The sequence below is a fragment of the Solwaraspora sp. WMMD1047 genome, assembly GCF_029626155.1.
In the GTDB taxonomy this organism is placed as follows: Bacteria; Actinomycetota; Actinomycetes; order Mycobacteriales; family Micromonosporaceae; genus WMMD1047.
Window position 1 is genome coordinate 6,098,219 of the sequence record NZ_JARUBL010000001.1, and the last position, 23,892, is coordinate 6,122,110.

The 23,892-nt window shown below is 73.1% G+C and carries 21 protein-coding genes; 6 read left to right on the top strand and 15 right to left on the bottom strand.

Annotated features, from left to right (window positions below; genetic code table 11):
• Nucleotide 1: 1 nt before the first annotated feature.
• A complete protein-coding gene (locus tag O7627_RS27870; protein WP_278096428.1) occupies nt 2-2,650 on the bottom strand; it encodes a hypothetical protein in 2,649 nt (882 codons plus the stop codon).
• 238 nt (nt 2,651-2,888) lie between these two features.
• Here O7627_RS27870 and O7627_RS27875 point away from each other — a divergent pair, with 238 nt between their 5' ends.
• The 3 genes from O7627_RS27875 to O7627_RS27885 all read left to right on the top strand — a co-directional run bounded on the left by O7627_RS27875 (nt 2,889) and on the right by O7627_RS27885 (nt 4,750).
• On the top strand, nt 2,889-3,797 hold the full coding sequence (locus O7627_RS27875; RefSeq protein WP_278096429.1) for an SPFH domain-containing protein: 909 nt from the start codon (nt 2,889-2,891) through the stop codon (nt 3,795-3,797).
• Nucleotides 3,798-3,816: 19 nt separating this feature from the next.
• Entirely contained in the window at nt 3,817-4,419 is a 603-nt protein-coding gene (locus tag O7627_RS27880; RefSeq protein WP_278096430.1) for a hypothetical protein, read from the top strand.
• A gap of 88 nt (nt 4,420-4,507) precedes the next feature.
• Nucleotides 4,508-4,750 (top strand): hypothetical protein, encoded by a 243-nt coding sequence (locus tag O7627_RS27885; protein WP_278096431.1) that lies wholly within the window; start codon nt 4,508-4,510, stop codon nt 4,748-4,750.
• Between the two features lie 40 nt (nt 4,751-4,790).
• On the opposite strand, the gene O7627_RS27890 is transcribed toward O7627_RS27885, so the two are convergent.
• The 3 genes from O7627_RS27890 to O7627_RS27900 form a co-directional block, all read right to left on the bottom strand.
• A complete protein-coding gene (locus O7627_RS27890; protein WP_278096432.1) occupies nt 4,791-4,991 on the bottom strand; it encodes a DUF397 domain-containing protein in 201 nt (66 codons plus the stop codon).
• A complete protein-coding gene (locus tag O7627_RS27895) occupies nt 4,982-5,749 on the bottom strand; it encodes a Scr1 family TA system antitoxin-like transcriptional regulator (protein ID WP_278096433.1) in 768 nt (255 codons plus the stop codon). The genes O7627_RS27890 and O7627_RS27895 overlap by 10 nt, the downstream gene beginning before the upstream one ends.
• Nucleotides 5,750-6,460: 711 nt before the next feature.
• Nucleotides 6,461-6,826: a DUF3499 domain-containing protein gene (locus O7627_RS27900; protein WP_278096434.1), complete on the bottom strand. Its 366-nt coding sequence runs from the start codon at nt 6,824-6,826 to the stop codon at nt 6,461-6,463.
• A 200-nt stretch (nt 6,827-7,026) separates the two neighbouring features.
• On the opposite strand from O7627_RS27900, the gene O7627_RS27905 reads away from it, so the two are divergent.
• Complete coding sequence (locus O7627_RS27905) at nt 7,027-7,476, top strand: metallopeptidase family protein (RefSeq protein WP_278096435.1); 450 nt, start codon at nt 7,027-7,029, stop codon at nt 7,474-7,476.
• Nucleotides 7,477-7,588: 112 nt separating this feature from the next.
• On the opposite strand, the gene O7627_RS27910 is transcribed toward O7627_RS27905, so the two are convergent.
• The 6 genes from O7627_RS27910 to O7627_RS27935 form a co-directional block, all read right to left on the bottom strand.
• Nucleotides 7,589-7,846, bottom strand: coding sequence for a WhiB family transcriptional regulator (locus O7627_RS27910; protein ID WP_278096436.1), 258 nt, complete (start codon nt 7,844-7,846; stop codon nt 7,589-7,591).
• A 486-nt stretch (nt 7,847-8,332) separates the two neighbouring features.
• Nucleotides 8,333-8,659 (bottom strand): phospholipase, encoded by a 327-nt coding sequence (locus tag O7627_RS27915; protein ID WP_278096437.1) that lies wholly within the window; start codon nt 8,657-8,659, stop codon nt 8,333-8,335.
• Nucleotides 8,660-8,669: 10 nt separating this feature from the next.
• Complete coding sequence (locus O7627_RS27920; RefSeq protein WP_278096438.1) at nt 8,670-10,058, bottom strand: DUF4331 domain-containing protein; 1,389 nt, start codon at nt 10,056-10,058, stop codon at nt 8,670-8,672.
• A 36-nt stretch (nt 10,059-10,094) separates the two neighbouring features.
• A complete protein-coding gene (locus O7627_RS27925) occupies nt 10,095-10,385 on the bottom strand; it encodes a hypothetical protein (RefSeq protein WP_278096439.1) in 291 nt (96 codons plus the stop codon).
• A 184-nt stretch (nt 10,386-10,569) separates the two neighbouring features.
• A complete protein-coding gene (locus O7627_RS27930) occupies nt 10,570-13,182 on the bottom strand; it encodes a bifunctional FO biosynthesis protein CofGH (RefSeq protein WP_278096440.1) in 2,613 nt (870 codons plus the stop codon).
• A gap of 123 nt (nt 13,183-13,305) precedes the next feature.
• Nucleotides 13,306-14,553 (bottom strand): hypothetical protein, encoded by a 1,248-nt coding sequence (locus O7627_RS27935; protein ID WP_278096441.1) that lies wholly within the window; start codon nt 14,551-14,553, stop codon nt 13,306-13,308.
• Between the two features lie 99 nt (nt 14,554-14,652).
• Here O7627_RS27935 and cofD point away from each other — a divergent pair, with 99 nt between their 5' ends.
• Together cofD and O7627_RS27945 are read left to right on the top strand one after the other, a co-directional pair.
• Nucleotides 14,653-15,645 carry a 2-phospho-L-lactate transferase gene (cofD, locus tag O7627_RS27940; RefSeq protein WP_278096442.1) on the top strand — a complete coding sequence of 331 codons (993 nt, stop codon included), beginning with the start codon at nt 14,653-14,655 and terminating at the stop codon, nt 15,643-15,645.
• Nucleotides 15,642-16,820: a coenzyme F420-0:L-glutamate ligase gene (locus tag O7627_RS27945; protein WP_278096443.1), complete on the top strand. Its 1,179-nt coding sequence runs from the start codon at nt 15,642-15,644 to the stop codon at nt 16,818-16,820. Before cofD ends, O7627_RS27945 begins: the two co-directional genes overlap by 4 nt.
• A 69-nt stretch (nt 16,821-16,889) precedes the next feature.
• Here the strand turns inward: O7627_RS27945 and O7627_RS27950 are convergent, their stop codons facing one another.
• The 5 genes from O7627_RS27950 to cutA all read right to left on the bottom strand — a co-directional run bounded on the left by O7627_RS27950 (nt 16,890) and on the right by cutA (nt 23,884).
• On the bottom strand, nt 16,890-18,038 hold the full coding sequence (locus O7627_RS27950; protein WP_278096444.1) for an FHA domain-containing protein: 1,149 nt from the start codon (nt 18,036-18,038) through the stop codon (nt 16,890-16,892).
• Complete coding sequence (locus O7627_RS27955; RefSeq protein ID WP_278096445.1) at nt 18,035-18,328, bottom strand: 4a-hydroxytetrahydrobiopterin dehydratase; 294 nt, start codon at nt 18,326-18,328, stop codon at nt 18,035-18,037. The genes O7627_RS27950 and O7627_RS27955 overlap by 4 nt, the downstream gene beginning before the upstream one ends.
• 91 nt (nt 18,329-18,419) lie before the next feature.
• The gene (locus O7627_RS27960; protein ID WP_278096446.1) at nt 18,420-19,469 is read right to left on the bottom strand and encodes an acyl-CoA desaturase; all 1,050 of its coding nucleotides are present in this window, start codon (nt 19,467-19,469) and stop codon (nt 18,420-18,422) included.
• Nucleotides 19,470-19,704: 235 nt separating this feature from the next.
• Nucleotides 19,705-23,493, bottom strand: a complete 3,789-nt coding sequence (locus O7627_RS27965) for a hypothetical protein (protein WP_278096447.1) — start codon at nt 23,491-23,493, stop codon at nt 19,705-19,707.
• Between the two features lie 70 nt (nt 23,494-23,563).
• Nucleotides 23,564-23,884, bottom strand: coding sequence for a divalent-cation tolerance protein CutA (gene cutA / locus O7627_RS27970; RefSeq protein ID WP_278096448.1), 321 nt, complete (start codon nt 23,882-23,884; stop codon nt 23,564-23,566).
• Between the last annotated feature and the right edge of the window lie 8 nt (nt 23,885-23,892).

The following is a 23,892-nucleotide window of genomic DNA, read 5'->3' on the forward strand; positions in this document are numbered from 1 at the left end:
GTTACGCGTCCCCTCGTCCGGCCGATCCGACCGCCGGGGCTGACTCCTTCCGGCGTTCGGCAACAGCGTAGGTCCGGTCCGGATGGATCAGCGCGAGCACCCAGCTGAATCCGATGGCGGCGACCAGGACGAGCACGGCGAGCAACGCCGCGGCGAGGTTCTCCAGGCTGTAGCCGGCCTGCACGATCTGCATCACGCCGGAGAGACCGACCGCGGCGATGCCGCCGAGCAGGACATCGTTGCGCCGCCGGTTGGACCGTTCCCGGATCTCCCGCTGCTGGTCGGCGATCCGTTCCCGTTCGGCCCGCAGCCGGGCCTGGTGCTCCTCCTCGCGCCGGACCCGGTCGGCCTCCCGGGCCGCCTCCTCGCGCAACGCCCGCGCCATCGCGTCGTTGCGCTCCTGCTGGCGGCGGACCGAGGCGTCGACCAGGGTGCCGATCCGGTCGCCGAGCACCTGGTCGATCATGCCTTCGAAGTCGCGGCGCAGGGCGTCGAACTTCGCCGCCTCCAGCAGCTTGTCGATGGTGGTGCGCACCACCGGCGAGGTGACCAGGGCGGGTGAGGTGACGAACATCAGGCTGAGCCGGCTGGCCATCACGAACTGGTGCAGCCGCAGTTGCTGGGCCTCCAGTCGGCCCTGCATCTCGACCAGTTCCCGGGTGTCCCGCTCGTACGCCGCCGAGGCGAGGTCGGCCGGGTCGGGGGGTGACTCGCCCTGCTCCAGCCGGGCCACCATCCGGGCGAGGTGGCGCTTGACGTCGGAGTAGTACTCGGCCACCTGGTCCTGCCAGCCGGCGAACATCCCGTCCAGGCTGGCCACGAACTCGGCCGTCTCCTCGATGGTGCCGAGCATGTAGTCCGGGGTGCCGGGGGTGACCACCAGGGTGGTGTTGCAGGTCCGCAGCAGCAGGTCGCCGGCGAACTCCGGCACGTCGACCACCGGCAGCGTGCCCGGCTGCACCGGGTAGCGCAGCCACTCGGCCAGCGAGCTGAAGCCGTGCCGGACCGGGTGGCAGAGCTGCTGGGCGCCGATCGCGCCGGCCGCGTCGTACGCGGTGGCGGTCGGCACCGGGTCGCCGCCGTCCGTCGGCACCAGCGCGCCCCGGTCCACCGAGACCAGAACGTGGTACATGCCGGGCCGGACGCTGGCGCGTACCTCAAGTCCGGAGTGGGTGGCGAGCTGCCCGGCGGCGTCGCCGATCACCTCGGTGGCGAAGTCGGAGAGGCGCCGCCAGGCTCGGTCGGAGCCGGCCGGGTCGTCCGCCGGGCGCAGCGGGGTGCCGAGTTGCACGAGGTCGCCGAATTCGGGCGCGGCGCGCAGCATGGCCGCGTACACCTCGGGTGGGGTCGCCTCGGAGAGCTCGCATTCCAGCCGCAGGTAGTGGTTGCCGAGCCGGGACAGGCGCAGCTCGGCCCGGATGGTCGCCGGTGCGGCGCCGGGCCGGTCCACGTCGGTGGTGGTCAGGTCGGGCAGGGCGACCGCCATCCCGCTGTACTGCCGGCCGAGCGGGTCGTCGCCCTTCCAGATGTCGTCGAGCAGCAACTCCTCCACCACCAGGTGCGGCTGGTCGGCGATCCGCCAGCCGGCGACGGTCCACCGGTGGGCGGTGCGGCAGGCCGCGTCGACCATCTGCTCGGCGAAGTCGGGTACCGCGTCGAGATCGCGGGTGTCGGGTACTCCGTTGTCCCGGTCGCCGGAGGTGTCGGCGTAGAGCCCGAACGGATAGAGGTAGACGACCTTGCCGTGGTCCAGCCGCAGCCACGGCCGGTCGGCGGCGGCGGCCAGCGCCTCGACGTTGTACCGGTGGGCCCGCAGTTCGCTGCGGGCCACCCCGTCGGGTAGCCGCTCCTCCGCCGCCCGCAGCGCCGCCACCGCCCGCGCCAGCTCAGCAGCACTCCCGCCGACCGCACCGTCGCTGGCCGCACCGTCGCTGGCCGCACCGTCGTCGGCCGCCGGGTCCGCGGGCGGGCCGGCGAAGTGCCGGTGTACGGCATAGGCCCCGCCGGCCAGCGCCCGGTAGTAGGCGGCGTCGTCGCCGGCCTGGCCAGCGATCGCGGCGCCGACCGGGGTCTCGGTGAACGCGGCGGCGTCGGCCTCGAGCGCCGAGGCCAGTTCGGCGGTACGCGAGGCGAGCCGTCCCCACTCGGCGAGTGATCCGCAGCTGCCGGCGTTGAAGGTGGCCATCTCGCCGTCGAGGACCTCCAGCAGGCGCACCGCCAGGCCGGTCAGCTCCGGGTCGGCCGGCTTGGCCGAGCCGGCCAGCCCGGCCCAGCACCGCCCGGCGTGCCGCATCACGTTGAGCACCGGTTCGACGTACCAGGCGCTCTCCCATGCCTCGTCGCACCAGTGCTTGAGGTAGAGCACGAACAGCGGCGCGGCGTCGGGGACGGTGGCGGCGGTGGCCAGCAGGCGCTGGACGGATTCCAGGACGGGCGCCTGGCCGGTGAGCCGGTTCTCCTCGGCGTTCCACAGCGGCAGTCCGTCGATGCGCCGCAGGTGCTGCTCGTCGAGGGGGCCGGCGGGCGCGATGAGCCGGTCGGCCAGCCACTGCCGCAGCGGCCGCTCGTCACCGTCGTCGAGCGCCCCGATCAGGTCGGAGATCGGGCTGGAGATCGGGTCGGAAGTCTGCGTTGGGGACTCGGCTGGCACCACGGGCAAGCTCCGAGGGGGTCGGTGGACGCGGCCGGCGGCCGACCATGATCCACCGCCGTCTCCCACTATGCCGGCGCTGGTCAACGGCCGGAATCCGGCTATCAGCGGCCGGGCGGGGGCCGTGCGTACGGTGCGCCCGCCACCCGAACGACGGGGGCCGCCGCCGCCCGGCTCGGGCTGGACATTGACCCCGATTTCTACCGTCGGAGCGGGGAGACGACGGATGGAGGCAAGAATGCGCCGACTGGGGATCACCGTGGGGATCGGGGCGTTGCTGGTGCTGGTGACCGGGTGCAGCACGGTCAGCACCGAGTCGGACCAGGTGTCGCTGCACTACGACGCGGGCGCCTTTTCCAGCACCACCTACCAGGAGTGCGTAACGGAGAACAACCGCACCTGGGACGGGCCGGGCGAGAAGTACTTCACCTATCCCGCCGGCCAGCGGACCTTCGACTTCAGCGGCAACGACGACGCGGAGGTGCCGCCCTACACGGTGGTCTCGAAGGACAACCAGGAACTGTCGGTGTCTGGAGGTCTGACCTTCCACCTGGACACGTCGTGTGAGCCCGACGGCGGGATGCTGCGCGAGTTCCACGAGGAGATCGGGCTCAAGTTCCAGCCGATCCTCGACGACGACGGCAGGTACACCGACAACTGGCTCGAACTGCTGCGCTTCTATATCGGCCAGCCGCTGAACAAGGCGCTTACCACCGAGGCGCAGAAGTACGACTGGCTGGCCCTCTACAACGACCCGCAGACCCGGGCCTCGTTCGAGTCGGCGATCAACGCCAGCCTGGGCAACTCCGTGAAGGCCACCACCGGCGGCAAGGCGTACTTCCTCGACTTCAACCTGACCTTGCAGAAGCCGACGCCGCGCCAGGAACTGGTCGACGGGCTGGCGGCCGTGCAGGTGGCGATCACCGAGCGGCAGGCGGTGATCGAGCAGAACGCCACGGTCGACGAGAAGCTGAAGCAGATCCGCAAGCTCGTCGCGGTGCTCGGCCCGTACGGCTACGTCCTCTACGACGCCATGCAGCGGTGCCTGGTCAGCGAGACCGCCAAGGGCTGTCCGACGTTCCTGCCCGTCCCCGAGGGCGGCAACATCAACGTCCCCGGCCCGGCCCCAGCCCCAGCCGCCACCTGACGCTGGACCGGAGACGACGATGCCTAGGAAACGGCGGGCAGCGGACGACGACCTGTTCGACCGCATCTTCATGCCCTTGATGCCTATCTGGGCAATGGTCCTGATGGCTATGTACGGTGCCCTCTTCATGTTTGCCTGCGGCATGCTGTTCGGGCTTCCCGATGACGACTCGGCGTATCTCACCGCGACAACCTGGGTGGTGGTGGCCGTGCCCGTGCTCACGTTGCTGGCGATGGTATTCCTCACCATCGTTGCCAGGATCATCGGCGAGGACCTTGAGGGGGCGTTCGATGTAGTGGTCGCACGCCTACCGGGAGCACTGTTCGTCCTGAGTCCCGTGGGCCTGGTGCTCGGTTGGTTGGTGGCCATTCCCCTGGGCCGGGCAGCGACCGGGCTGGGTGTGGCGGAAAGCACCGCCTGGCGGTGGATCATCTTTCCGGTGGCCGGGCTGGTCTGCCTCGGGATTGCGTCGGTGACCTACCTCCGGCTCAACGGACGCAGCCTGCTCCCGCCCTGGAGGCCGGCACCGGGTGGCGAGCTCGGAGATCCGCTGGCGGGCGATGCGGGTCAGGACTTCGGGGGAGGTTCCGGCACGGATTTCGGCGGCGATTCCGGCGACTGACGCGGACCCCGGCCCGGCCCCCGCCCGACGCTGGACTTCCAGGCAGCCGTCCCAAGCTGGCGAATGGTAGTGCGGGACACTGTGCGGCATGGAATCCTTCGGCGTCAATCCCAACGAGATCGACGCACTGCTGGCCGACCGATCCGGCGAGGCCGCGCCAAGGTCGAGGTTGACCGAGTGCGAGTCGATGCGGGAAACGCTCGATCTGCTCTCCGACGACGAGGCCATCGCCGACCTCCGCCGGTCGCGAGCGGATTTCGCGGCCGGTGACACGTTCTCGGCGGACGAGGTGCGTGCCGAGTTGGAGCGGCGTCGAAGCAGGGTGACCTGATCCTCCGCGAGGGCAGACCGGCCGTCGGCTACCGCAGCGTCTACGACTGGTCCGCCGAGTGCTTTGCGCCGGTGATGAAGGCGCGCCAGGCGGTGGGGGTGAAGGTGAGGGTGGCGGTGGTGCGGTCCTTGGAGTCGCGGACCAGGACCCGGCCGGGCAGGTTGTCCGCCACCTCGACGCAGTCTCCGCCATTGTTCGTGCTCCGGGTGGCGGTGCGCCACCGGGCGCCGGTCAGCTCCATGTCCTAGCCACCTCTTCGATCAGATCGAGGGACGCCTGCCGGGTGAGGGACTCCCCGCAGATACTGTCCCACCGCCGGCCGAGGGTGGCAATGTCGGCCGGGTCGGCGTAGATGTCGCCGCGCAACTGGCCGTCCACATAGGCCAGCTCGGTGGCGTCGGCCAGCCGGGCCAGGACGAACGAACCCGACAGGCCGGTGTGCCAGGGGACCGTCGAGGGGATCACCCGGATCTGGACGTGCGGGTGGCGGCGGGCGATCTCGATCAGGTGCAGCGCCTGGTCGCGCATCACCGTCCGGTCGCCGAGCAGCCGCCGCAGCACCACCTCGTCCATGACGGCAACCAGGTACGGCGGCCGGTCGCGGGCCAGGATCGACTGCCGGGCCAGCCGGTCGGCGAGGATCGCCTCCACCTCGTCGGGGGTGTGCACGGCACCGACCCGCAGCATCTCGCGGGCGTACTCCTCGGTCTGCAGCAGGCCCGGGACGGCCAGCGGCTGATAGGAACGCAGTGCGGTGGCCTGGGCCTCGATCTGCTGCCAGGGCCGGAACCAGCCGGTGCGCCGCCGGAACGGCGCGGGCCAGAACTCGGCCGGGTCCCGGCCGAGGGCCTTGGCGACCGCCGCCCGGCTGCGCGGATGCGGGATGCGATCTTCGCTCACCCATCGGCCCACCGTCTTCGGATCGACGTTCACCCGTAGCGCCAGCGATTCGGCAGTTTCCCCGGCCTGCGCGATGGCGATTCGCAATGCCTCGTTCATTCGACTCCCCCTTCGGATGTGAAACCAGTCCACAGCAGAGGGCCGGAACAATCAAGGACAATTTCCGCGTACGCCTAATGCCTTTGAAATGCCCTTGTTCCGTCCCGGCGCTGACCGACACTGCCGGACACCGGCCCGCGATCGGCCCCGCCCTGCCACGCGCCGGGAGCCCACACGCTTCGCGCCCGACTCTCCAGGCGCCGCAGGAAACCACAGCTCAGGGTGGCCTGGCCACCGCCACTTAGGACCCGGACGCCAGACACCGTTCACGCATTATGACTCGGTGGAATAATTATGACGGAGAGGCATAATGCGCATCGCGATATTGCCGACCTATACGTAACGCATCGTGTTCGACGGGGCCACCGGCCCGTCTTGGCGCGCTCAAGAACCGTAGAGGAAGCCGCACGATAATCACATCGAGAACCGGATGATGACTGCATGACGGCCGCTCAGGGAGGTCGCGACGACCATGGAGACGGTCGTGCGGATGCCCGGGGCCTGCTGGGGAAGGCGGGGCCCGGGGGCGCCGGGGGCGGGGCGCCCGGCAGTGCCAGGGGTGGGGCCCCGGGGGTTCCGGGGGTGGGTCCCAGGGATGCGAGGGCTGGGGCCCGCGGGGCTGGGGGGTGCGGGGCTGGCCTGCGGGGCTGGGGGATGCGGGCTGGCCTGCGGGACTGGGGGATGCGGGCTGGCCTGCGGGACTGGGGGTGATCAGTGGGAAGGCGGGATGACACGCAGGTGGCCGCGGCGGCCGGTCTGCGGGTTGCCGTGCTGATCGGGGTCGATATCCTCGGTGCGCTGCACCGGGCGGGCCGCCTCGCGGACGGCCTCGGCGAGGGCGACCAGGTCGTCGGTGGTCGGCGGCGGCGGGTCGAACTCGCCCTCGTGCCGGACCACGTCCCAGCCCCGGGGAGCGGTCAGACTCCGGGCGTGCGGCTCGCAGAGGTCGTAGGTGTGCGGCTCGGCGAAGGCCGCCAACGGGCCGACGACGGCGGTCGACTCGTTGTAGACATAGGTCAGCGTTGCGACGGCCAAGCGGGGGCAGCCGTTACGGGAGCAACGCCGTGGGGACCTCACGGCGGCACGGTATCTCCATTACCGGCTTCCCGGCCACGGATGCGGATCCGACACGCCGACAGTAGTGATCACAATCCGGCCGGTGGTGGGTCCGACACCCGGCTGGCTGTGGTCCGACACGACCCGCGACCACCGACAGGCCGGCGCCCGGTCGGGTCTACCCTGAGGTAGTGGATCGGGGCGGCGAATCGGGGTTGCAGATGACCAGTCCGGAGCACCGCCGGCCGGGCGCCGGCCGCCGCACCCGCCGGGACCGGCACGGACGCGGCCTGCGTGGCCGGCTGGTGCCGGCGACGGTGCCGCTGGCGCGGACCAAATCGGAGATTTTCGACGACCTCGTGCTGGACACGGTCGAGACCCTGGAGCGGCGGTTCGCCAAGGAGCTGGCCGGCGTCGAGTTCGCGGTCGAGGACGTGCCGCCGGATCTGAACGTCTACGACTCCGACGTCCTGGAGGACGGCGAGGTGCCGTTGGCCCGGCTGCTCCCCGGCCGGCCGGGACAGCAGGAGGTGCCGCCCCGGATCGTGCTCTACCGCCGGCCGTTGGAGTTCCGGGCGATGGACCGGGAGGATCTGGCGGACCTGGTCCACGACGTGATCATCGAGCAGGTGGCCAATCTGCTCGGCGTGGACCCGGACGAACTCGCCTGACCTCTCCGGCCGCAGGCCCGGTCCGGCCGGCCTCGCCCGTTCCCCGGCCCTCTGGGCGGGCGGCCCCCCGACCACCCGGCCCAGCCGGCCCCGATCGCCGCAGAAGGCACCGTCAGGCGACCCGGCGCTTCAGCTTGCGCCGTTCCCGTTCGGAGAGTCCACCCCAGATGCCGAACCGCTCGTCGTGGCCGAGTGCGTACTCCAGGCACTCGACCTTGACCTCGCAGCGGGAGCAGATCCGCTTCGCCTCGCGGGTCGAGCCGCCCTTCTCGGGAAAGAACGCCTCCGGGTCGGTCTGCGAGCAGAGCGCCCGCTCCTGCCACTCCGGTGCGTTGCCGAGCAGGTCGGCCACCTCGAGCTGGCCGTCCATGCATTGCCTCCTTTACGTCCACCGACAGCTAGCCGGTGTAACCCCCCACGCGGAAGGCGTGTTTTGTCCGTTAGGCGGGCCTTTTGCCCGGTCCGTTCGAACGACCCCACTGAAATTACACGCGTGTAATGCGTGCGCCGTCAAGACAAACCTGATAGATGGGGCCATCCTCTCCGCGCTCCTGGACGACTCACGAACCCGTCCGGTCTCGCAACCTGCCCTATCGATTCAGGCCCGGCAGGGGTAACGCGTCGTCCGGCGAGTCGCCGTGGAATTCGGCGTGGCGCCGCCTCTCCGCAAGATCACTGATCTTGGTGGTGTCCACGTTAGTTGGTCGCCCCCACCCCCACCACCTGACCGCTCCCGGCCGCCCACAGACGCGACCGTGCCCTGCCCGCGACGGCGGACAGGGCACAGGTTGATGCTCTATGCAGAAAGGGTTAAAACAAGCTTATCGCCTAAATAGGACAAATGTTGCCGCCACTGTCATCCCGGCCGGCCCGGCCAGGCGAACTCCACCACCACGCCGCCGAGGACGGTCACCTCGCCTACCGGCGTAACCGGATCAGCCCAGACCGTGTACGTGCCCGCCGGCAGCTCCGGGTACACCGCGCTGAAGAAGACGCCGTCGCGTACCCGCCGCTCCCGGACGGCCGAATGGGTACGCGCCGCACCCGCCGGCTCCACCGGGCTGATGTCGATCTCCCGGCCGTGCCACTCCCGGCCGGTGTAGATGATCAGTGCGCCGGTGTCGCCACCGAGTTCCAGCACCACACTGCCGGTGACCGACGCCTCATGGGTGTGCTGATGCATCGCCGCCCCCTCAGACCGGGTTGTTGAAGCCGTCGTAGGGCACCCCGAGATAGGGGAACCGCTTGAGGAACGGCGCGGTCACGTCGGCCGCGCTGAGTCCCTGCTCGACGGCGCCGGCCGCGTCGTCCGGGGTGAACTTCGCGTCGATCAGCGGGAAGGTGAGCCCGGCGATGGCCCGCAGCGAGATGGTCACCACGTCGTCGGTGACCCGCCGCCCGTTCGGATAGCCGGCCAGGTCACCGCCGAGCACGCCGAACCGGTTCGGCCGCTTGGCGGGCGGGATGGCGGTGTTCAGCCGGAGCATGTCGGACTGCACGTCGCCGGTGTTGTTCTGGAAGCCGTCGATCAGCCCGGCGGGGATGCCGGTGAGCAGGATCGCCACCAGGTCCGCCCGGGGCGTCTTCGCCTTCACCAGCTTCTCCAGCCTCGGGAACACGTCGGGATAGAGCGCCGGCAGCAGCGCCGCCATCTCCGGCTGCTCCACGAACCCGGCGAACCGCTTGTCCTCGGCCGGCGACAGCGTGTTCCACAGGTCCTTCTGCGACATCGGCACGATCACCTCGTTGAACAACGGGTTGCCGAGCCGGGACACCTGCGCGAACGGGCCGACGTACACGTCGGAGTTCTTGGCGCCCTGCAACACCCGGACCTGCCGGCGGCCCGCGCTGGTCCAGACCCCGATCACCGACCGCTGGTCCTTCACCCCGTACGAGGTGCTCGGCCGGCGCAGGTGGTCCAGCGGGATCTGCAGCGCGATGCTCTGCACGTTCATCCGGTCGGTGGCGTTCACCCCGTCGTCGGCCTCGGCGAAGATGTTCTTCCCCGCCACGTGCAGCTGCTGGAACGGGCGCAGCGTGCCCAGGTCGAAGATCGAGCCGAGATCGACGAAGAAGCCCTCCGCCCGCTGCCCGGCGAAGACCCGCTCCCCGCTCTTGAGCTTCACCGTCGCCTGCTGCGCCAGCGCGGCGTAGTCCGGTGTGGACAGTGGACCCACGTTCGACGGCGGGCAGGGGATGTTGCGGGCCAGGGTCTGCGCCCGCCCGCTCGCCTCCACCTTCGTCACGCTGTAGAACTGCTTGCGGTTCCAGTTCTCGCTGTCGAGCGAGTCGATCGGACCGGTGTTGTAGAGGAACGTGTTCTCGTTCGTGATCTTCGTTTCGAAGCGGAACTGGTAGGTCAGGTTGGGATGACCGTCACCGTCCGTGTCGATGTGGATCTCATAGAGCACGTCGTCGCCGAACTCGAAGAAGTTCGGCCCACCGGACGGCAGCTGGAACGGCAGGTAGTTGGCGATCAGCGTGACCGTGTCGGGACGGTCCGGGCTGACGAAGGCGTACAGATCGGTGCTGTCGGCGACCGGGTCCTTGGATATCTCCGGTGCCTCGCGGTGCGAAGACATGGCGAACCTACCTCACAAGACTAGGAAGAACTGGGCTCAGCGCTTGCGGGCGGCCGCCTTCTGCAGGCGGGCCGCCAGGTCGCGGTCCTTCACCTCGATGCGGGCCTCACCGACGAAGATGTCCAGAGTGCCCGAGGCCGCGTCCCGCAGGTGCACCACGATGGGCTGGCCGTCCCCGGCGCCCCCGCCGCCGACCAGGCCGTCGGTGGCGAACGACAGGCCGGTCACGCCGACCGCGGCGGCGCCGACCCCGGCGCTCGCGGCGATGGTCAGTACCTGCCGGCGGGAGACCTTGGGTCGCGACCGACCCCGGTACTCGCTTCTCATGGGCAGCCTTTCCCGTGGGACGGCGAAGCCGTCCCACTCTGTCGTGAAGGGACTCCGACCGCCGCGGTCCTGGGCCCGGTCCGTGGTCGGTACTGGTCTATACGCACGACACCACGGGGTGGTTCGCCGGCCGGCGAGAAACGCTCAGGACCGACCCGGGCCGCCGGCTACCACGCCGACCGGCTCAACCCAGATGGCCGTACGCGGTGGTCCGCCGCCGGGCCGGCCGCCCGGCCGCCGCCGCCAGCTCGCGGAGCTGCTCCTCGGTCCGCGCGGAGCCGTTCTCCGAGCCGGCCATCCGGGAGATGGTCTCCTCCATCAGGGTGCCGCCCAGGTCGTTGCAGCCGCCGCGCAGCATCTGGACGGTGCCCTCGTCACCGAGCTTCACCCAGGAGCACTGGATGTTGTCGATCCGGCCGAACAGCAGCAGCCGGGCCATCGCGTGCACCACCCGGTTCTCCCGCCAGGTCGGGCCGGGCCGGGCGATGCCGGCCAGGTAGATCGGCGCGTTGGTGTGCACGAACGGCAACGCCACGAACTCGGTGAACCCGCCGGTGCGGTCCTGGATGCCGGCCAGCACCCGGAAGTGGCCGAGCCACTGGCGCGGATGGTCGACGTGGCCGTACATCATCGTGGAGCTGGACCGGATGCCCAGCTCGTGCGCCGTGCTCACCACCTCGACCCAGGCGGCGGCCGGCAGTTTGCCCTTGGTCAGCACCCACCGCACCTCGTCGTCGAGGATCTCCGCCGCGGTGCCCGGAATGGTGTCCAGGCCGGCGTCGCGCAGCAGGGTCAGCCAGTCGCGCACCCCGACCCCGGCCTTCGCCGCCGCGGTGACGATCTCCATCGGCGAGAAGGCATGCACGTGCATGCCCGGCACCCGGGCCTTCACCGCGCGCACCAGATCCGCGTACGCCGTCACCGGCAGCTTCGGGTCGATGCCGCCCTGCATGCAGACCTCGGTGGCGCCCGCCTGCCACGCCTGCTCGGCCCGGTCGGCGACCTGCTCGACGGAGAGCCGGAACGCGTCGGCGTCCCGCTCCCGCTGGGCGAAGGCGCAGAACCGGCAGCCCACGTAGCAGACGTTGCTGAAGTTGATGTTGCGGTTCACCACGTACGTGATGTCGTCGCCCACCGCCGCGCGACGGGCGTCGTCGGCGAGCCGGCAGAGCTCGTCCAGCGCCGCGCCGTCGGCCGCGAAGAGCGCCAACGCGGCGGCCTCGTGGCGGGGCTCCAGCAACGCGGCCGGATCGTCGGCCGCCAGCCGCAGCCCGGCCAGCAGGTCACTGCCGGGCGCCGGGCCGGGGCGCCCACCGGACCCACCGCCGGGTCCGGGTCCCGAGACGCCGCCGGGCCCGGCTCCGACCGACCCCGACCCGCCCCCGTCGGCCGGGGCAGTTGTCGGGGCGTCGGTCGGGAGCCGGGTGGCCAGTTCCGCCCAGTCGCCGTACACGCTGTCGAAGTCGCCCCGGCGGTCCGTGGTGCGGCCGGTGGTGTCGATGGTCTCGTGCAGGTCCGTCCGGCCGCCCGGCACGAACGCCTCGTCCGGCTCCTGCCACGGCCGGCCGACCGCGATCGCGCTCTCGACGGCCAGCCCGGTCGCCGGATCGGCCAGCGCCGCCAGGTGCGGGGCGAGGCGCGGATCGAGCCACGGATCGGGGCGCCGGACGTACTCGGGATAGACCGTCAGCCGTTCCCGCAGCGTGAAGCCGGCCGCCGAAGAACGGCTGGCCAGATCGTCGAGCGCCGGCCACGGGCGCTCCGGGTTCACGTGGTCCGGGGTGACCGGGGAGACCCCGCCCCAGTCGTCGATGCCGGCGGACAGCAGGAGGTCGTACTCGCCGGCGATCAGGTTCGGCGGGGCCTGCACCCGGGCCCGGGGGCCGAGCAGGATCCGGGTCACCGCCACCGTGGCGGCCAGGTCGTGCAGCTCCGCGTCGGGCATCTGGCGCATCGCGGTGTCCGGCTTGGCGCGGAAGTTCTGCACGATGACTTCCTGGATGTGGCCGTACTCCCGGTGGGCCCGCCGGATCGCGAAGATCGAGTCGACCCGTTCGGCCGGGGTCTCCCCGATGCCGATCAGGATGCCGGTGGTGAACGGCACGTTCACCCGGCCCGCGTCGTCGAGGACCCGCAGCCGGACCGCCGGCTCCTTGTCCGGCGAACCGTGGTGCGGCCCGCCCGGCTCCGACCAGAGCCGGGTCGCGGTGGTCTCCAGCATCATGCCCATGCTCGGCGCCACCGGCTTGAGCCGCTGCAACTCCGCCCAGCTCAGCACCCCCGGGTTCAGGTGCGGAAGCAGGCCGGTCTCCTCCAGCACCGCCACCGCACTGGCCCGCAGATAGTCCACCGTGGACTCGTAGCCGCGCTCGTCGAGCCACTGCCGGGCCGCCGGCCAGCGCCGCTCCGGCCGGTCCCCCAGCGTGAAGAGCGCCTCCTTGCAGCCCTGCGCCGCGCCCGCGCGGGCGATCGCCAGAACCTCGTCCCGGTCCAGGTAGGCGGCCGGCAGCCGATGCGGCACGGTGGCGAAGGTGCAGTAGTGGCAGCGGTCCTGGCAGAGCCGGGTGAGCGGGATGAAGACCTTCTTGGAGAAGGTGACCACCCCCGGCCGGCCCGCCTCCCGCAGCCCGGCGTCGCGGACCGAGCCCGCGATGGCGAGCAGCTCCCCGAGCAGCTCGCCGCGGGCGGCGAGCAGGGCAACCGCCTCGTCGGCGTCGAGCGCCCGGCCGTCCGCGGCCCGGCGCAGGGCGCGGCGGATGCTCGCGGTGGTCGGCGGGGTCTCGATGCGATCAGCCACCTGTGCAGCCTAGGCCGTAGCGCGGTCCTTACCGCGTGGCCCCGCTCACACGATCGAACGGAGCCGAGGCGGCGCGCCGGGGCGGGACCGGGCCGGGTGGCCACGGTTCCGCCCCGGGGCCGATCAGCGCTGGTGCGGCTCGGTCGGGTCGTCGCCGATCTCGGGGGCCGGCGGTCGGCCGCCGGCGGACGGCTGCTGGCTGGCCGGATTGATCAACTGGGTCCGTTCGGTCGCCTCCGGCGTCCCGGCGGCCGGGGATACGTCGCCGGTCGAACCGGGGCGGGGGATCACCTGGGTCCGCTCGGTCGGTTCCCCCGCCGAGCCTCCCTCGGCATCCGGTTCACCGGCCGGGGGCGCACCCGAGATGACCTGGGTCTGGTCGGACGGCGCCGGGGCGTCGGCCGGAGTCGACGCCCGGTCCTGGTCCGGCGCCCGGTCCGGAGCCGGCGGGGCGGAGGCCGGTGAGACCGGGTACGGGTCGACCGGCTCGGACGTCGGGGTCACCGAGTACTCCGGCACCGGGTACGACGGCGACCCGGGCGGCGCCGAGGTCGGCGGGGCCGAAGCAGGGTACGCCGGGGCAGGGTAGGCCGAGGCGGGTGGCGCCGAGGACGGCGCCCCCTGGAACGGCGGACCGGAAGCGGGCGGGCCGGAGGTCGGCGGGGCCGAGGTCGGCGGGGCCGGGTATCCCGGCTGGCCGAACTGGCCCGGCTGGCCGTAGGGCTGACCTGGCTGGCCGGGCTGGCCGTAGCCGCCGGGCTGGCCGTACTGGCCGTAGCCACCCGGCTGGCCGTACTGGCCCGGCTGGCCGTAGCCGGCCGGCGGGTAGCCGGGCTGGCCGTAGGGCTGGGGGTGACCGTAGACGCCCGGCTGGGGCTTCGGCTTCGGCACGTAGTAGAGGGTTCGCCAGAGCTTGAACACCGCGAACGCGGCCACCGCGAAGATCGCCAGGAAGGCGACCCGCACCAGCAGGCCGGTGAAGGCGTCCCGGAACTCGCCCTCGGCCATCCGGTTGAACAGCCAGCCGAGCATCGCGATCACACCGAAGAACACCGAGACCGCGTACTCGATCAACGCGATCATGGTGATCAGCTTGGCCCGCCCGACCGGCGGCGAGATGTGGGTGGCCAGCAGCACCGCCAGGAACGGCAGCAGTATCGCGTCGAGGCCGAGGAAGTCGAAGAAGCCGCCGGCGGCCCGCTGGGTGAACGTGCTGGTGTCCGAGTACGGGATGAACAGGTTGATCATCCCGACGAAGAGCAGCAGGGCGTTCGCTCCCAGCAGCACCAGGGCGGCGAGCTCGCGCAGCGGTTTCGTTATCTGGCTGGCCTGCGGCGCACCGGGCGGTGCGGGCTCGGGCTGGCTGGTCAAGGCTCCCCCTGTGTCGGTTGCGGACGATGGCGACGGTGAGCCTAGTCTCACGCCCACCGGTCGGCAGCGCACGGCGGGGTGTAGGCGAGGATGGCAGGTATGCGCATCGTGGTACTCAGCGGCGGCATCGGCGGCGCTCGCTTCCTGGCCGGCGTGCGGGCGTACGCCCGGACGGCGGGCGCCGACGTCACCGCCGTGGTGAATGTCGGCGACGACGTGATCCTGCACGGGCTGCGGATCTGCCCCGATCTGGACAGCGTGATGTACACCCTGGGCGGCGGCGCGGATCCGGAGCGTGGCTGGGGGCGGGCCGGCGAGACCTGGACGGTCAGCGGGGAGTTGGCCGCGTACGGCGCCGAACCGACCTGGTTCGGCCTGGGTGACCGGGATGTCGCCACCCATCTGGTGCGTACCACGATGCTCTCCGCCGGCTATCCGCTCTCGGCGGTGACCGAGGCGCTGGCCACCCGCTGGCAACCGGGGGTCCGGCTGCTGCCGGCGACCGACGACCGGCTGGAGACCCATGCGGTGGTGACGGTGCCCGAGGCGGAGCGCGCTGACGACGGGGCGGCGCAGCGGGCCATCCACTTCCAGGAGTGGTGGATCCGGCACCGCGGCGCCCTGCCCACCCACCGGTTCGTCTTCGTCGGCGCCGACGCGGCGAAGCCGGCGCCCGGCGTACTCGACGCGCTGGCCGGCGCGGACCTGGTGCTGCTGGCGCCGAGCAACCCGGTGGTGAGCATCGCCCCGATCCTGGCGGTCGCCGAGTTGCGGGATGCCCTGGTGTCCGGCCCGGCGCCGGTGGTGGGGGTGTCGCCGATCATCGACGGCGCGCCGGTCCGGGGGATGGCCGACCGGTGCCTGGCGGTGCTTGAGGTGCCCTGCACGGCGGCCGGCGTGGCCGGCCTCTACGGCGCGCGGGCCGACGGCGGGATCCTGGACGGTTGGCTGGTCGACGAGACGGACGCCCAGAGCGCGGTGCCGGGGGTGACCGTCCGGCCGGCGCCGCTCTGGATGACCGACGAGGCGGCCACGGTGGCGATGGTCCGGGCGGCCGTCGAGTTGGCCACCGACGGCGGGAGGTCGGCGTGAGGCTGGAGGTGCTGCCGGTCCCCGGGATCGGGGAGATCGTCGCGGGCGACGACCTGGCGGCCGTGATCGCGACCGCGGCGCCGTGGCTGCGCGACGGCGACGTGCTGGTGGTGACCAGCAAGATCGTCTCGAAGGCCGAGGGGCGGCTGGTGCCGATTCCGCCGGACGGGCCGGAACGCGACGCGGCCCGCGAGGAGATCCTCACCGCGGAGACCGCCCGCCCGGTGGCCCGGCGCGGCGGGACCCGGATCGTGCAGACCCAGCACGGCTTCGTGATGGCCTCGGCCGGCATCGACAACTCCAACGTCGACCGCGCCCACCTGGTGCTGCTGCCGAAGGACCCGGACGCGTCGGCCCGGGCGCTGCGCGCCGGCCTGCGCCAGCGGCCCGGCGTCGACGTGGCGGTCATCATCTCGGACACGATGGGCCGCCCGTGGCGTACCGGCCTCACCGACGTCGCCCTCGGGGTGGCCGGGATGCCGGCGATCCGCGACCACCGGGGCGAGGTCGACCCGTACGGCAACGAACTGCACGTCACCCAGATGGCGGTGGTCGACGAGCTGGCCGGCGCGGCGGAGCTGGTGAAGGGGAAGAAGGACGGGGTGCCGGTGGCGGTGGTCCGCGGCTACCGCGGCGCGGCCGGACCGGACGACGGCACCGGGGCGCGCGCCCTGATCCGGGACGCGGAGCTGGACCTCTTCTCGCTTGGCACGGCGGAGGCGCGGGCCGAGGGCCTGCGAGCCGCCGCCACCCTCCCCGAGTCGCCCGCGGCCGGGACCGGCCCCGCACCGGCCGTCCTCGACCAACCGGTGGCCGTGCACCGGGCGATCGCCGCCGTGGCCGGGGCAGTGGCGCCCGGCACGCTGTTCACCCCGATCACCAACCCGGCGGTACGCGAAGAGCTGATCCGCCACCTGCCCGGCTGGCCCGCCGGCGCGACGGGCCTGCTCCGCTGCACGCCACCGTCGGCCGCCGAGCAGCCGCCGACTCCGCAGCCGCCGACTCCGCAGCCGCCGACTCAGCAGTCGCCGGACGGCCCGGCCGCGTCTCCGGCCGAGCTGATCCGGTTCGGCGCGGACCTGCACCGCCTACGCGCGGCCCTGGCCGCCGAGGGCCTGCCCTCGGCGGTGCTGACCACCCCCGCCGTCACCGCCCTGGCCCTTTTCGCCGGCTGATCCCGCCGGCGGCGCCGGCCCAACCGTCCGTGCGCGCCGGGCTGATCGCGTCGGGCTGGTCCGTGTCGGTCAGGGGCGGTCGACCAGGCGCATCGCCATGGTCGGCGCCTCGGCCATCACCGAGGTCGGGTTCGGCACGCCACCGGAACTCCAGGTGCCGGCCCAGCCGACCTGCACGCCCGGATAGAGCTCGACGATGTCACCGGGCTTGATCACCCGCGACTTCTGGTCGGCGAGCGGCAACCGCTCGGACTCCTCCATCGAACCCTGCGGCCGGACCCCGGAGCCGTTGGTGCTGACGTCCTGCGCCACCAGATCCCGGCCGCGCAGTTCGAACCGGACGTGGCTGCGGCTGATCCAGCGCCGGGCCTCGTCGGTGAGCCACTGGCCGAGCATGATGCCGTCGCCGCGCTCGGGTGCCCGGCCCACCACCACCGCCTGGTCGGCGGCGACCACGAACCGGCGCCGTATCTGACCACCGACCCGCACCGAGAGCACCTCGGTGCGGGGGCGCGGCCCGGCGTCGGTGAGCCGGGCGTCGTGCCGGGGGCAGGCGGGCGCACCGGTGCGCAACGTGGGTGGCGGCTGCCCGCTGTCCCGGCGTTCGACCCGGGCCAGGTCGGCGAAGGCCCCACCGCCGCCGCCCCCGCCGTAGTGCGTGCAGCCCGACTCGGGGCAGTGCCACACCCGGGCGAGCAGGCGCAGCCCGTTTGCGGACGGCTCGGCGGGTGGCAGCGGTCCACCGCCACGGGGGACCAGGGCCGGGCCGCCGGCGGAGAGCACCGGGGCCAGTAGCCGGCCGGGTTGACTGGCCAGCCATCCGAACCGGTCCCGCATCCCGTCGAAGCGACCCCGGGTGATCATCGGCAGGCCGAGCAGGTCGGCCAGTTCCAGCGCCCGGTCCGCCGGGTTGGTGAGGACCTCGACCAGCCCGTCGTCGGCCCAGCGGCGGACGACCATCCGCTCGTTCGAGGTGAGGTCGGCGTCGGAGAGCAGCGCCCGGTGCACCACCGGGTAGACCACGACGCCGTCCTCCTCCAGCAACCGGCCGAGCGCGTCGATGACGATGCCCAGCCGCAACATGCTGGCGGGCCGACCGCCGTCCAGGTCGGCGAAGCGGACCACCTCGGCCAGGTCCAGCACGGCCCGAGCCAGTGCCGGGTCGGTGCAGACCCGGTCCTCGATCGCGTCGAGGACCTTGCTGATCTCGAATCTCACGACGCCGCCCGCACGATCTCGTCGATCCGGCGGGCCAGTTCCAGATCCCGCCGGGTGGTGCCCCCGGCCGAATGGGTCGCGCACCGGAAGGTGACGGTGCGCCAACGGATGTCGATGTCGGGGTGGTGGTCGAGCTCCTCGGCGACGACCGCGACCCGGTCGACGACCGCGATCGCCGCGGGGAAGCTGCCGAGTTCCACGGTGCGGCTGATGCTGGCCTGGTCGCCGGTCCAGTCGGTCAACCCGGCCAGCTCGCTCCGCACGGTCTCCGCCGTGAGCACGTCTGCCATGGTCGAAACCCTACCGCCGGCCCACCCGGCCGCGCCGCCTGGCCAGCCCTCCGACGCACCCCCTGGCCAGCCACGCGACGGCACCAGCCGGTCAGCCGCGCAGCGGGGCGCTGACGGTGTGCAGGTGCCGTAGCGCCTCCCGGTAGGAGTCGACGAGCCCGGTCTCCTCGTACGGGATGCCCTGTTCCGCGCAGTACTGCTTGACCAGCGGCTGGGCCAGGCGCAGGTTGTTGCGCGGCATGCTCGGGAAGAGGTGGTGTTCGATCTGGTAGTTCAGCCCGCCGAGCGCGAAGTCGACCAGCCGGCCGCCCCGGATGTTGCGCGAGGTGAGGACCTGCTTGCGCAGGAAGTCCCAGTCGTCGTCCTCGGTCGGCATCGGCATGCCCTTGTGGTTCGGCGCGAACGACAGCCCCATGTAGAGGCCCCAGAGCCCCTGGTGGATGGCGATGAAGGCGATCGCCTTGACCGGCGAGAGCAGCGCGAAGATCACCCCGAGGTAGCCGACCGCGTGCGCCACCAGCAGGATGGCCTCGATCGCGCGGTGCCGCACCGGGGTCCGGAACCCGCCGCCCGGCTCCCGGGTGACGAGCGCCTGAACGCTCGCCACGTGCAGCGCGATCCCTTCCAGCAGCAACAGCGGGAAGAACAGGTACGCCTGCCGGCTGGCCAGCCGGCGGATGAAACCGCGGGTCTCCTCGGCCTGCTCACGGGTCCAGACCAGCACCCCGGCTCCGACGTCCGGGTCCTCGTCCTCGTGGTTGGGGTTGGCGTGGTGCCGGTTGTGCTTGTCGATCCACCAGCCGTAGCTGAGCCCGACGGCGAGGTTGCCGGCGAGCATCCCGGCGATCTCGCTGGTCCGCCGGCTGCGGAACATCTGGCGGTGGCCGGCGTCGTGGCCGAGGAAGGCCACCTGGGTGGTGGCGACGGCGAGGAAGACGGCGACGAGCGTCTGCCACCAGGAGTCCCCGACCAGGGCGAAGGCGGTCCAGCCGGCGGCGAACAGCCCGCCGGTCAGCACGATCTTCGCCGCGTACCAGCCCGGCCGGCGTTGCAGCAGCCCCGCCCCCGCGACGCGCCGCGACAACTGTGCGTAGTCACTTCCTCGCCGTACCTCGGGTTCGGCAACCGCGCTGACAGTCATCGCTCCTCGATTCCGCCGGCGCCTGACCGACTTCTCCCGCATTTTCACCGCGCACCAGACGCGCGCCGTGATCTCCAAGTCTCCGGAGCGGGGTAGCTGTCAGTAACCCTGGACGCCCCCCGAAGCGGGGTAGGGCTGGCCCTACCCCGCTTCGGGCACCCCGCTCCCCCCGCGGGATGCGTCCGACGGTCCGCCGCCCCCCAGCGGCGTGGGGCGACCGTCGGAGGTCGTCGGATCAGGTCATCCGGCCGACCGCCGAACGCAGCCGGGCCACGTCCCGGCGGCGGCGCTCGTAGGTGGTCGCCAGCCCGATCAACGCGAACCCGCCGGCCGCCAGGAACGCCCACCGGGGCAGCCGGTCCCAGACGATGACCAGCTCGTAGCAGGCCAGCACGGCCAGGGTCCCGCCGGCCAGCACGACCGGCGCCTGGCGCCGCCAGCGGGCCCCGAGCAGCACCGCGACCAGCGCGCCGGCACCCAGCAGCAGCCGCCGCCACGGCTGCTCCCCCGCCGCGAGCACCGAGGCGAGGCTCGGCAACAGCGCGGCCGCCAGCCCTGGCCCGTACCCGATCCAGCTGTTCAACCCAGGCCAGGTCCGGACCGCGAACCAGCCGGCCAGCAGCCCCAGCCCGGCGGCCGGCAGGGTGTACGCCTCCAGCACCGCGACGTCACCGGCGGCGAGCAGCAGCCACGCGCCGGCCAGCTCGGCGCCGGCGGCGACGGCCGCGAAGACCCAGCGTCGGCCGGCCGACTCCCCCGGCCGCAGCGCGCTGAGCCCGAGCGCCACTCCCCAGAGGGTGCAGATGACGGCGGCGTACCGCAGGTGTCCGGTGGTCAGCAGCAGCGCGACCACCGCTCCGGCGTGGCCGGCGGCCGCCAGCGCGGTGGCCTCCACCGGCCGGCGACTGCGCAGGGCGGTCCCGGCGGCCAGCACGACGGCGGCGACGGCGAGCACCGCCAGGGCGGCCACCCGCAGCGGCAGGTCCGCCGCCCGGCTCGCGGCGACCGCGAGCAGCATCCCGGCGGCGGCCGCCGCCAGAGCGCCGGCGACCCGGGCGAGTCCGGTCCGGGCGGCGGCGCCGATGGTCGCGGTGACCGCGACCGCCGCCCCGAGCGCGGTCAGGCTGCTCGCCGGGGTGGCCTGCAGGCCGGCCAGCCCGCCGCCGACCAGCGCCAGGCCGAGCGGCACGGTCACCGGCGCGGTCCGGGCGCCGCGGGCCGGCACCGTCGCGGCGAACAGGCAGCCGAGGCCGCTGGCGAGGGCCACCGCCGGCACCGTCGGCCAGCCGGCACCGAGCGCGGCCAGCCCGGCCAGCACCGCCACCAGACCAACCGGCAACGCCGCCAGGCCGACCCCGATCCGGGTACGCCGCGCGAGCCAGCCGGCGACGCCGGCCACCACGGTCAGGATGCCGAGCGCGGCCGCCGCGTCGGCCCGGATCGGCACCACGATGGGCGCCAGGCCGACCCCCTCCGGCGCCCCGGCCCAGATCTCGCCCAGCCATCCGTACGGCGCCAGCAGCAGTCCGGCGGCCGCCGGTACGACCACGAAGGCGACCCGCAGCAGCAGCCCGACCCCGGCCGCGAACAGCAGCACCCCGCCGGCCTCGATCGGCGAAGTCGTGCCGGACACGATCGGTCTGGTCGACCGGTGCGGGCCGACCACTAGCAGCGCCACGGCGACCGCGAGCAGCCCGACGGCCGCGTAGCTGCCGGCCGGCTCGGCCAGCCCGGCCGCGCTGGGCGCCAGGCCGGTGACAAGCGCGCAGAGCGCGACGGCCGCGCCCGCGTACGACCGGTAGGCCGGCCACCAGCGACGGACGGCGACCAGCGCGCCGACCAGCAGCATCGCGGCGGTGAGCGCGGCCCGGCTCTGCCACCAGGGGGCCGCGCCGCCGGTGTGCAGCGCGGCCACCGCCACGGCCGGCGCGGCGGTGAACGCGACGCCCAGCCAGACCCCGCCGATGACCCGCCGCCGCCCATCAGCCGTCCCAGCATGGGCCGCCCCGACCGACGCGGGACCGACCGGAGCAGAGCCGACCGACGCGGGACCGACCGCAGCAGAGCCTGCCGGACCAGAGCCGACCGGAGCGGGAACGGCCGGAGCGGGAACGGCCGGGCCGGAGGTGGCCAGGGCGACGGGGATCTGGCGGCCCTGGCCGGCGAGCGCGGCGGCAGCGAGGCCGAGCAGGCTCAGCGCCGCCAGTGCCACGGTGGCGGCCGCCGGGCGGGCGAACGCCACCAGCACCGCGTGCCCGGCCAGTGCCGCACCGGTCACCGCGGCCAGCACCGGCAGCAGCGACCGCCGGCCGGGGTGCCGGGCCGCGCCGAGCACCAGCGGGACGGCCAGCGCGAACTCCAGCGCGGCCAGCGCCCAGAACGGCAGCGCCACGGCGGCCGGTACGGCCAGCACGGTCATCGCCCCGCCGACCAGTGCCGTCGGCAACCGGCCGGCGGCCGGCAGGAGGAGCACGAACGCGGTGGCCACCAGCGGCACCGCCACGGTCAGCTGCCAGTCGAAGAGGTCCACCGGGTCGGTCGCCGCCCGGCCGGCCGGCAGCGACCGGACGGCCACCACGGCGGCGACGGCCAACGCCATCGCGCCGACGGTGACCGCCAACGGGCTGGCGAGCAGCAGCCCGCCGGCCCGGTGGCCGGGTCGGATCGCGGCGGGGAGCAGCGGAGCCGCCCCGGCCACCGCCGCCGCGAGCAGGGCGACGATCGCCGCGGCGGCGACCAGCAGGGGCCAGTCCGTCTCGGCGACCGGCCGGATCGCTGCCGCGCCCAGGGTGATCACCAGCAGCGCACCGGCGATGGCCTGCGGCACGGGCTGCCGAACCAGCACGGCTCCAGCCAGGATCAGCAGGACGACAAGCAGCAGCGGTCCGCCGCTGAGTATCGCCGCCGGACCGGGTCCGGCGGCGACCAACAGGGCGACCAGTCCGTAGGCGCCGGCCACCAGCAGCGCCAACCCGTGGCCGGACCAGGCCACGGCCTGTCGGGCGAGTCGTATCCCGCGCGGTTGCCCGGCGACGGCCGGGTCCTGCGCGGTCGTCGGCTCCGGAGCCACCGTCTCGGGCGGCGGTCCCGGTTCCCCCATCACCGGGCCGGCCGGGCGGCGGCGCAGCAGACCGACGACCGCCAGGTCTGCCGCGGCGACCGCCGCGAAGACCAGCGCCCAGCCGGACACCCCCGGGTCCAGCTCCACCACCAGCAGCGGCAGCACCGGCTGCGCGGCAAGGAAGGCGGCGAACCACGGGGTGGCCAGCCGGGTCGCCAGGCCGTAGCCACCCGCTATCGCCGCGCTGGCCCCCCCGGCCAGCGCGGCGTAGCGGGTGCCCGGCCAGTCGGCCACCCCGAACAGGTCGACGCTCCAGACGGCGTAGCCGTCGAGGACCACCAGGAGCAGCCCGAGGGCCGCGAAGGTCTCGGCAGTGGCGGTGAGCCCTCGCCACCGGGCCAGCAGCGGCGCGGCCAGAGCGAGCGCGGTGAGGACGGCGAGGATGGTGGCCCGGCCGGCGATCCCCACCGTGGACCAGGCGACCACCGTGAAGATGATGGCGGCGACGCCGACCAGCAGGCCGCCGAGGATGAACAGCACGTTCTGCACGGTGCGGGTCGACGCCTCGGGCCGGACGGTAGCCGCCGCACCGGAACCGGGACCGGAACCGGGAGCCGGCGCGGTGGTCCGCCCGGCCACGGGCGCGGGCACCGACGCCGGGATACCCGTTTGCGCCGGCTCCGGCTGGGTGCGAGCGGCCGATCGGCTGGCGAGGACGGCGGCGCGTACCTGGGCGGCCAGTTCGTCGCGGCGCCGCTGGGTGTCCCGCAGGGTCGCGGCCAGCGCCGCGTACGCCTGCCGGGCCTGCTCGACCCGACCGGTCAGCCCGACGATCTCGGCGTCGAGCCGGACCACCTCCGCCGCGGCCGGGTCCGGCGGCCGCCGGCAGCGCGGGCAACCGGCGGCCAGGCTGGCCGGGCCGCCGCAGGCCGGACACGGGTACGCGTTCGCTGAAACCGTCACGAGGACATAGTTTCGCCTGGTCGGCGCCGCGCACAGAGTGCGCGTACTCAATAATCCCGCGGCGGGAGGATCAGGATCGGGTCTGGTCGTGCACCCAGGCCGAGTAGTCCGGATTGCCGACCTCGACCCAGTTGACGATGATCTCCGGCACCTCGTACGGATGGTTGCCTCGGATCTGGGCGACAAGTGCCTCCACCCGGTCCGGGGCGGTCTTGAACTGCACCGACCACTCCCTGGTGGTCTCCATCCGCGACTGCCACCAGTACGTGCTGTCCACCGGGCCGCCGACCTGCGCGCAGGCCGCCAGGCGTCCGGCGACCGCCGCGGCGGCGAGGACATCGGCCACCGAACGGGAGTCAACCACCGTCATCACGACGCAGATCTGGTCCACGCCGGGCA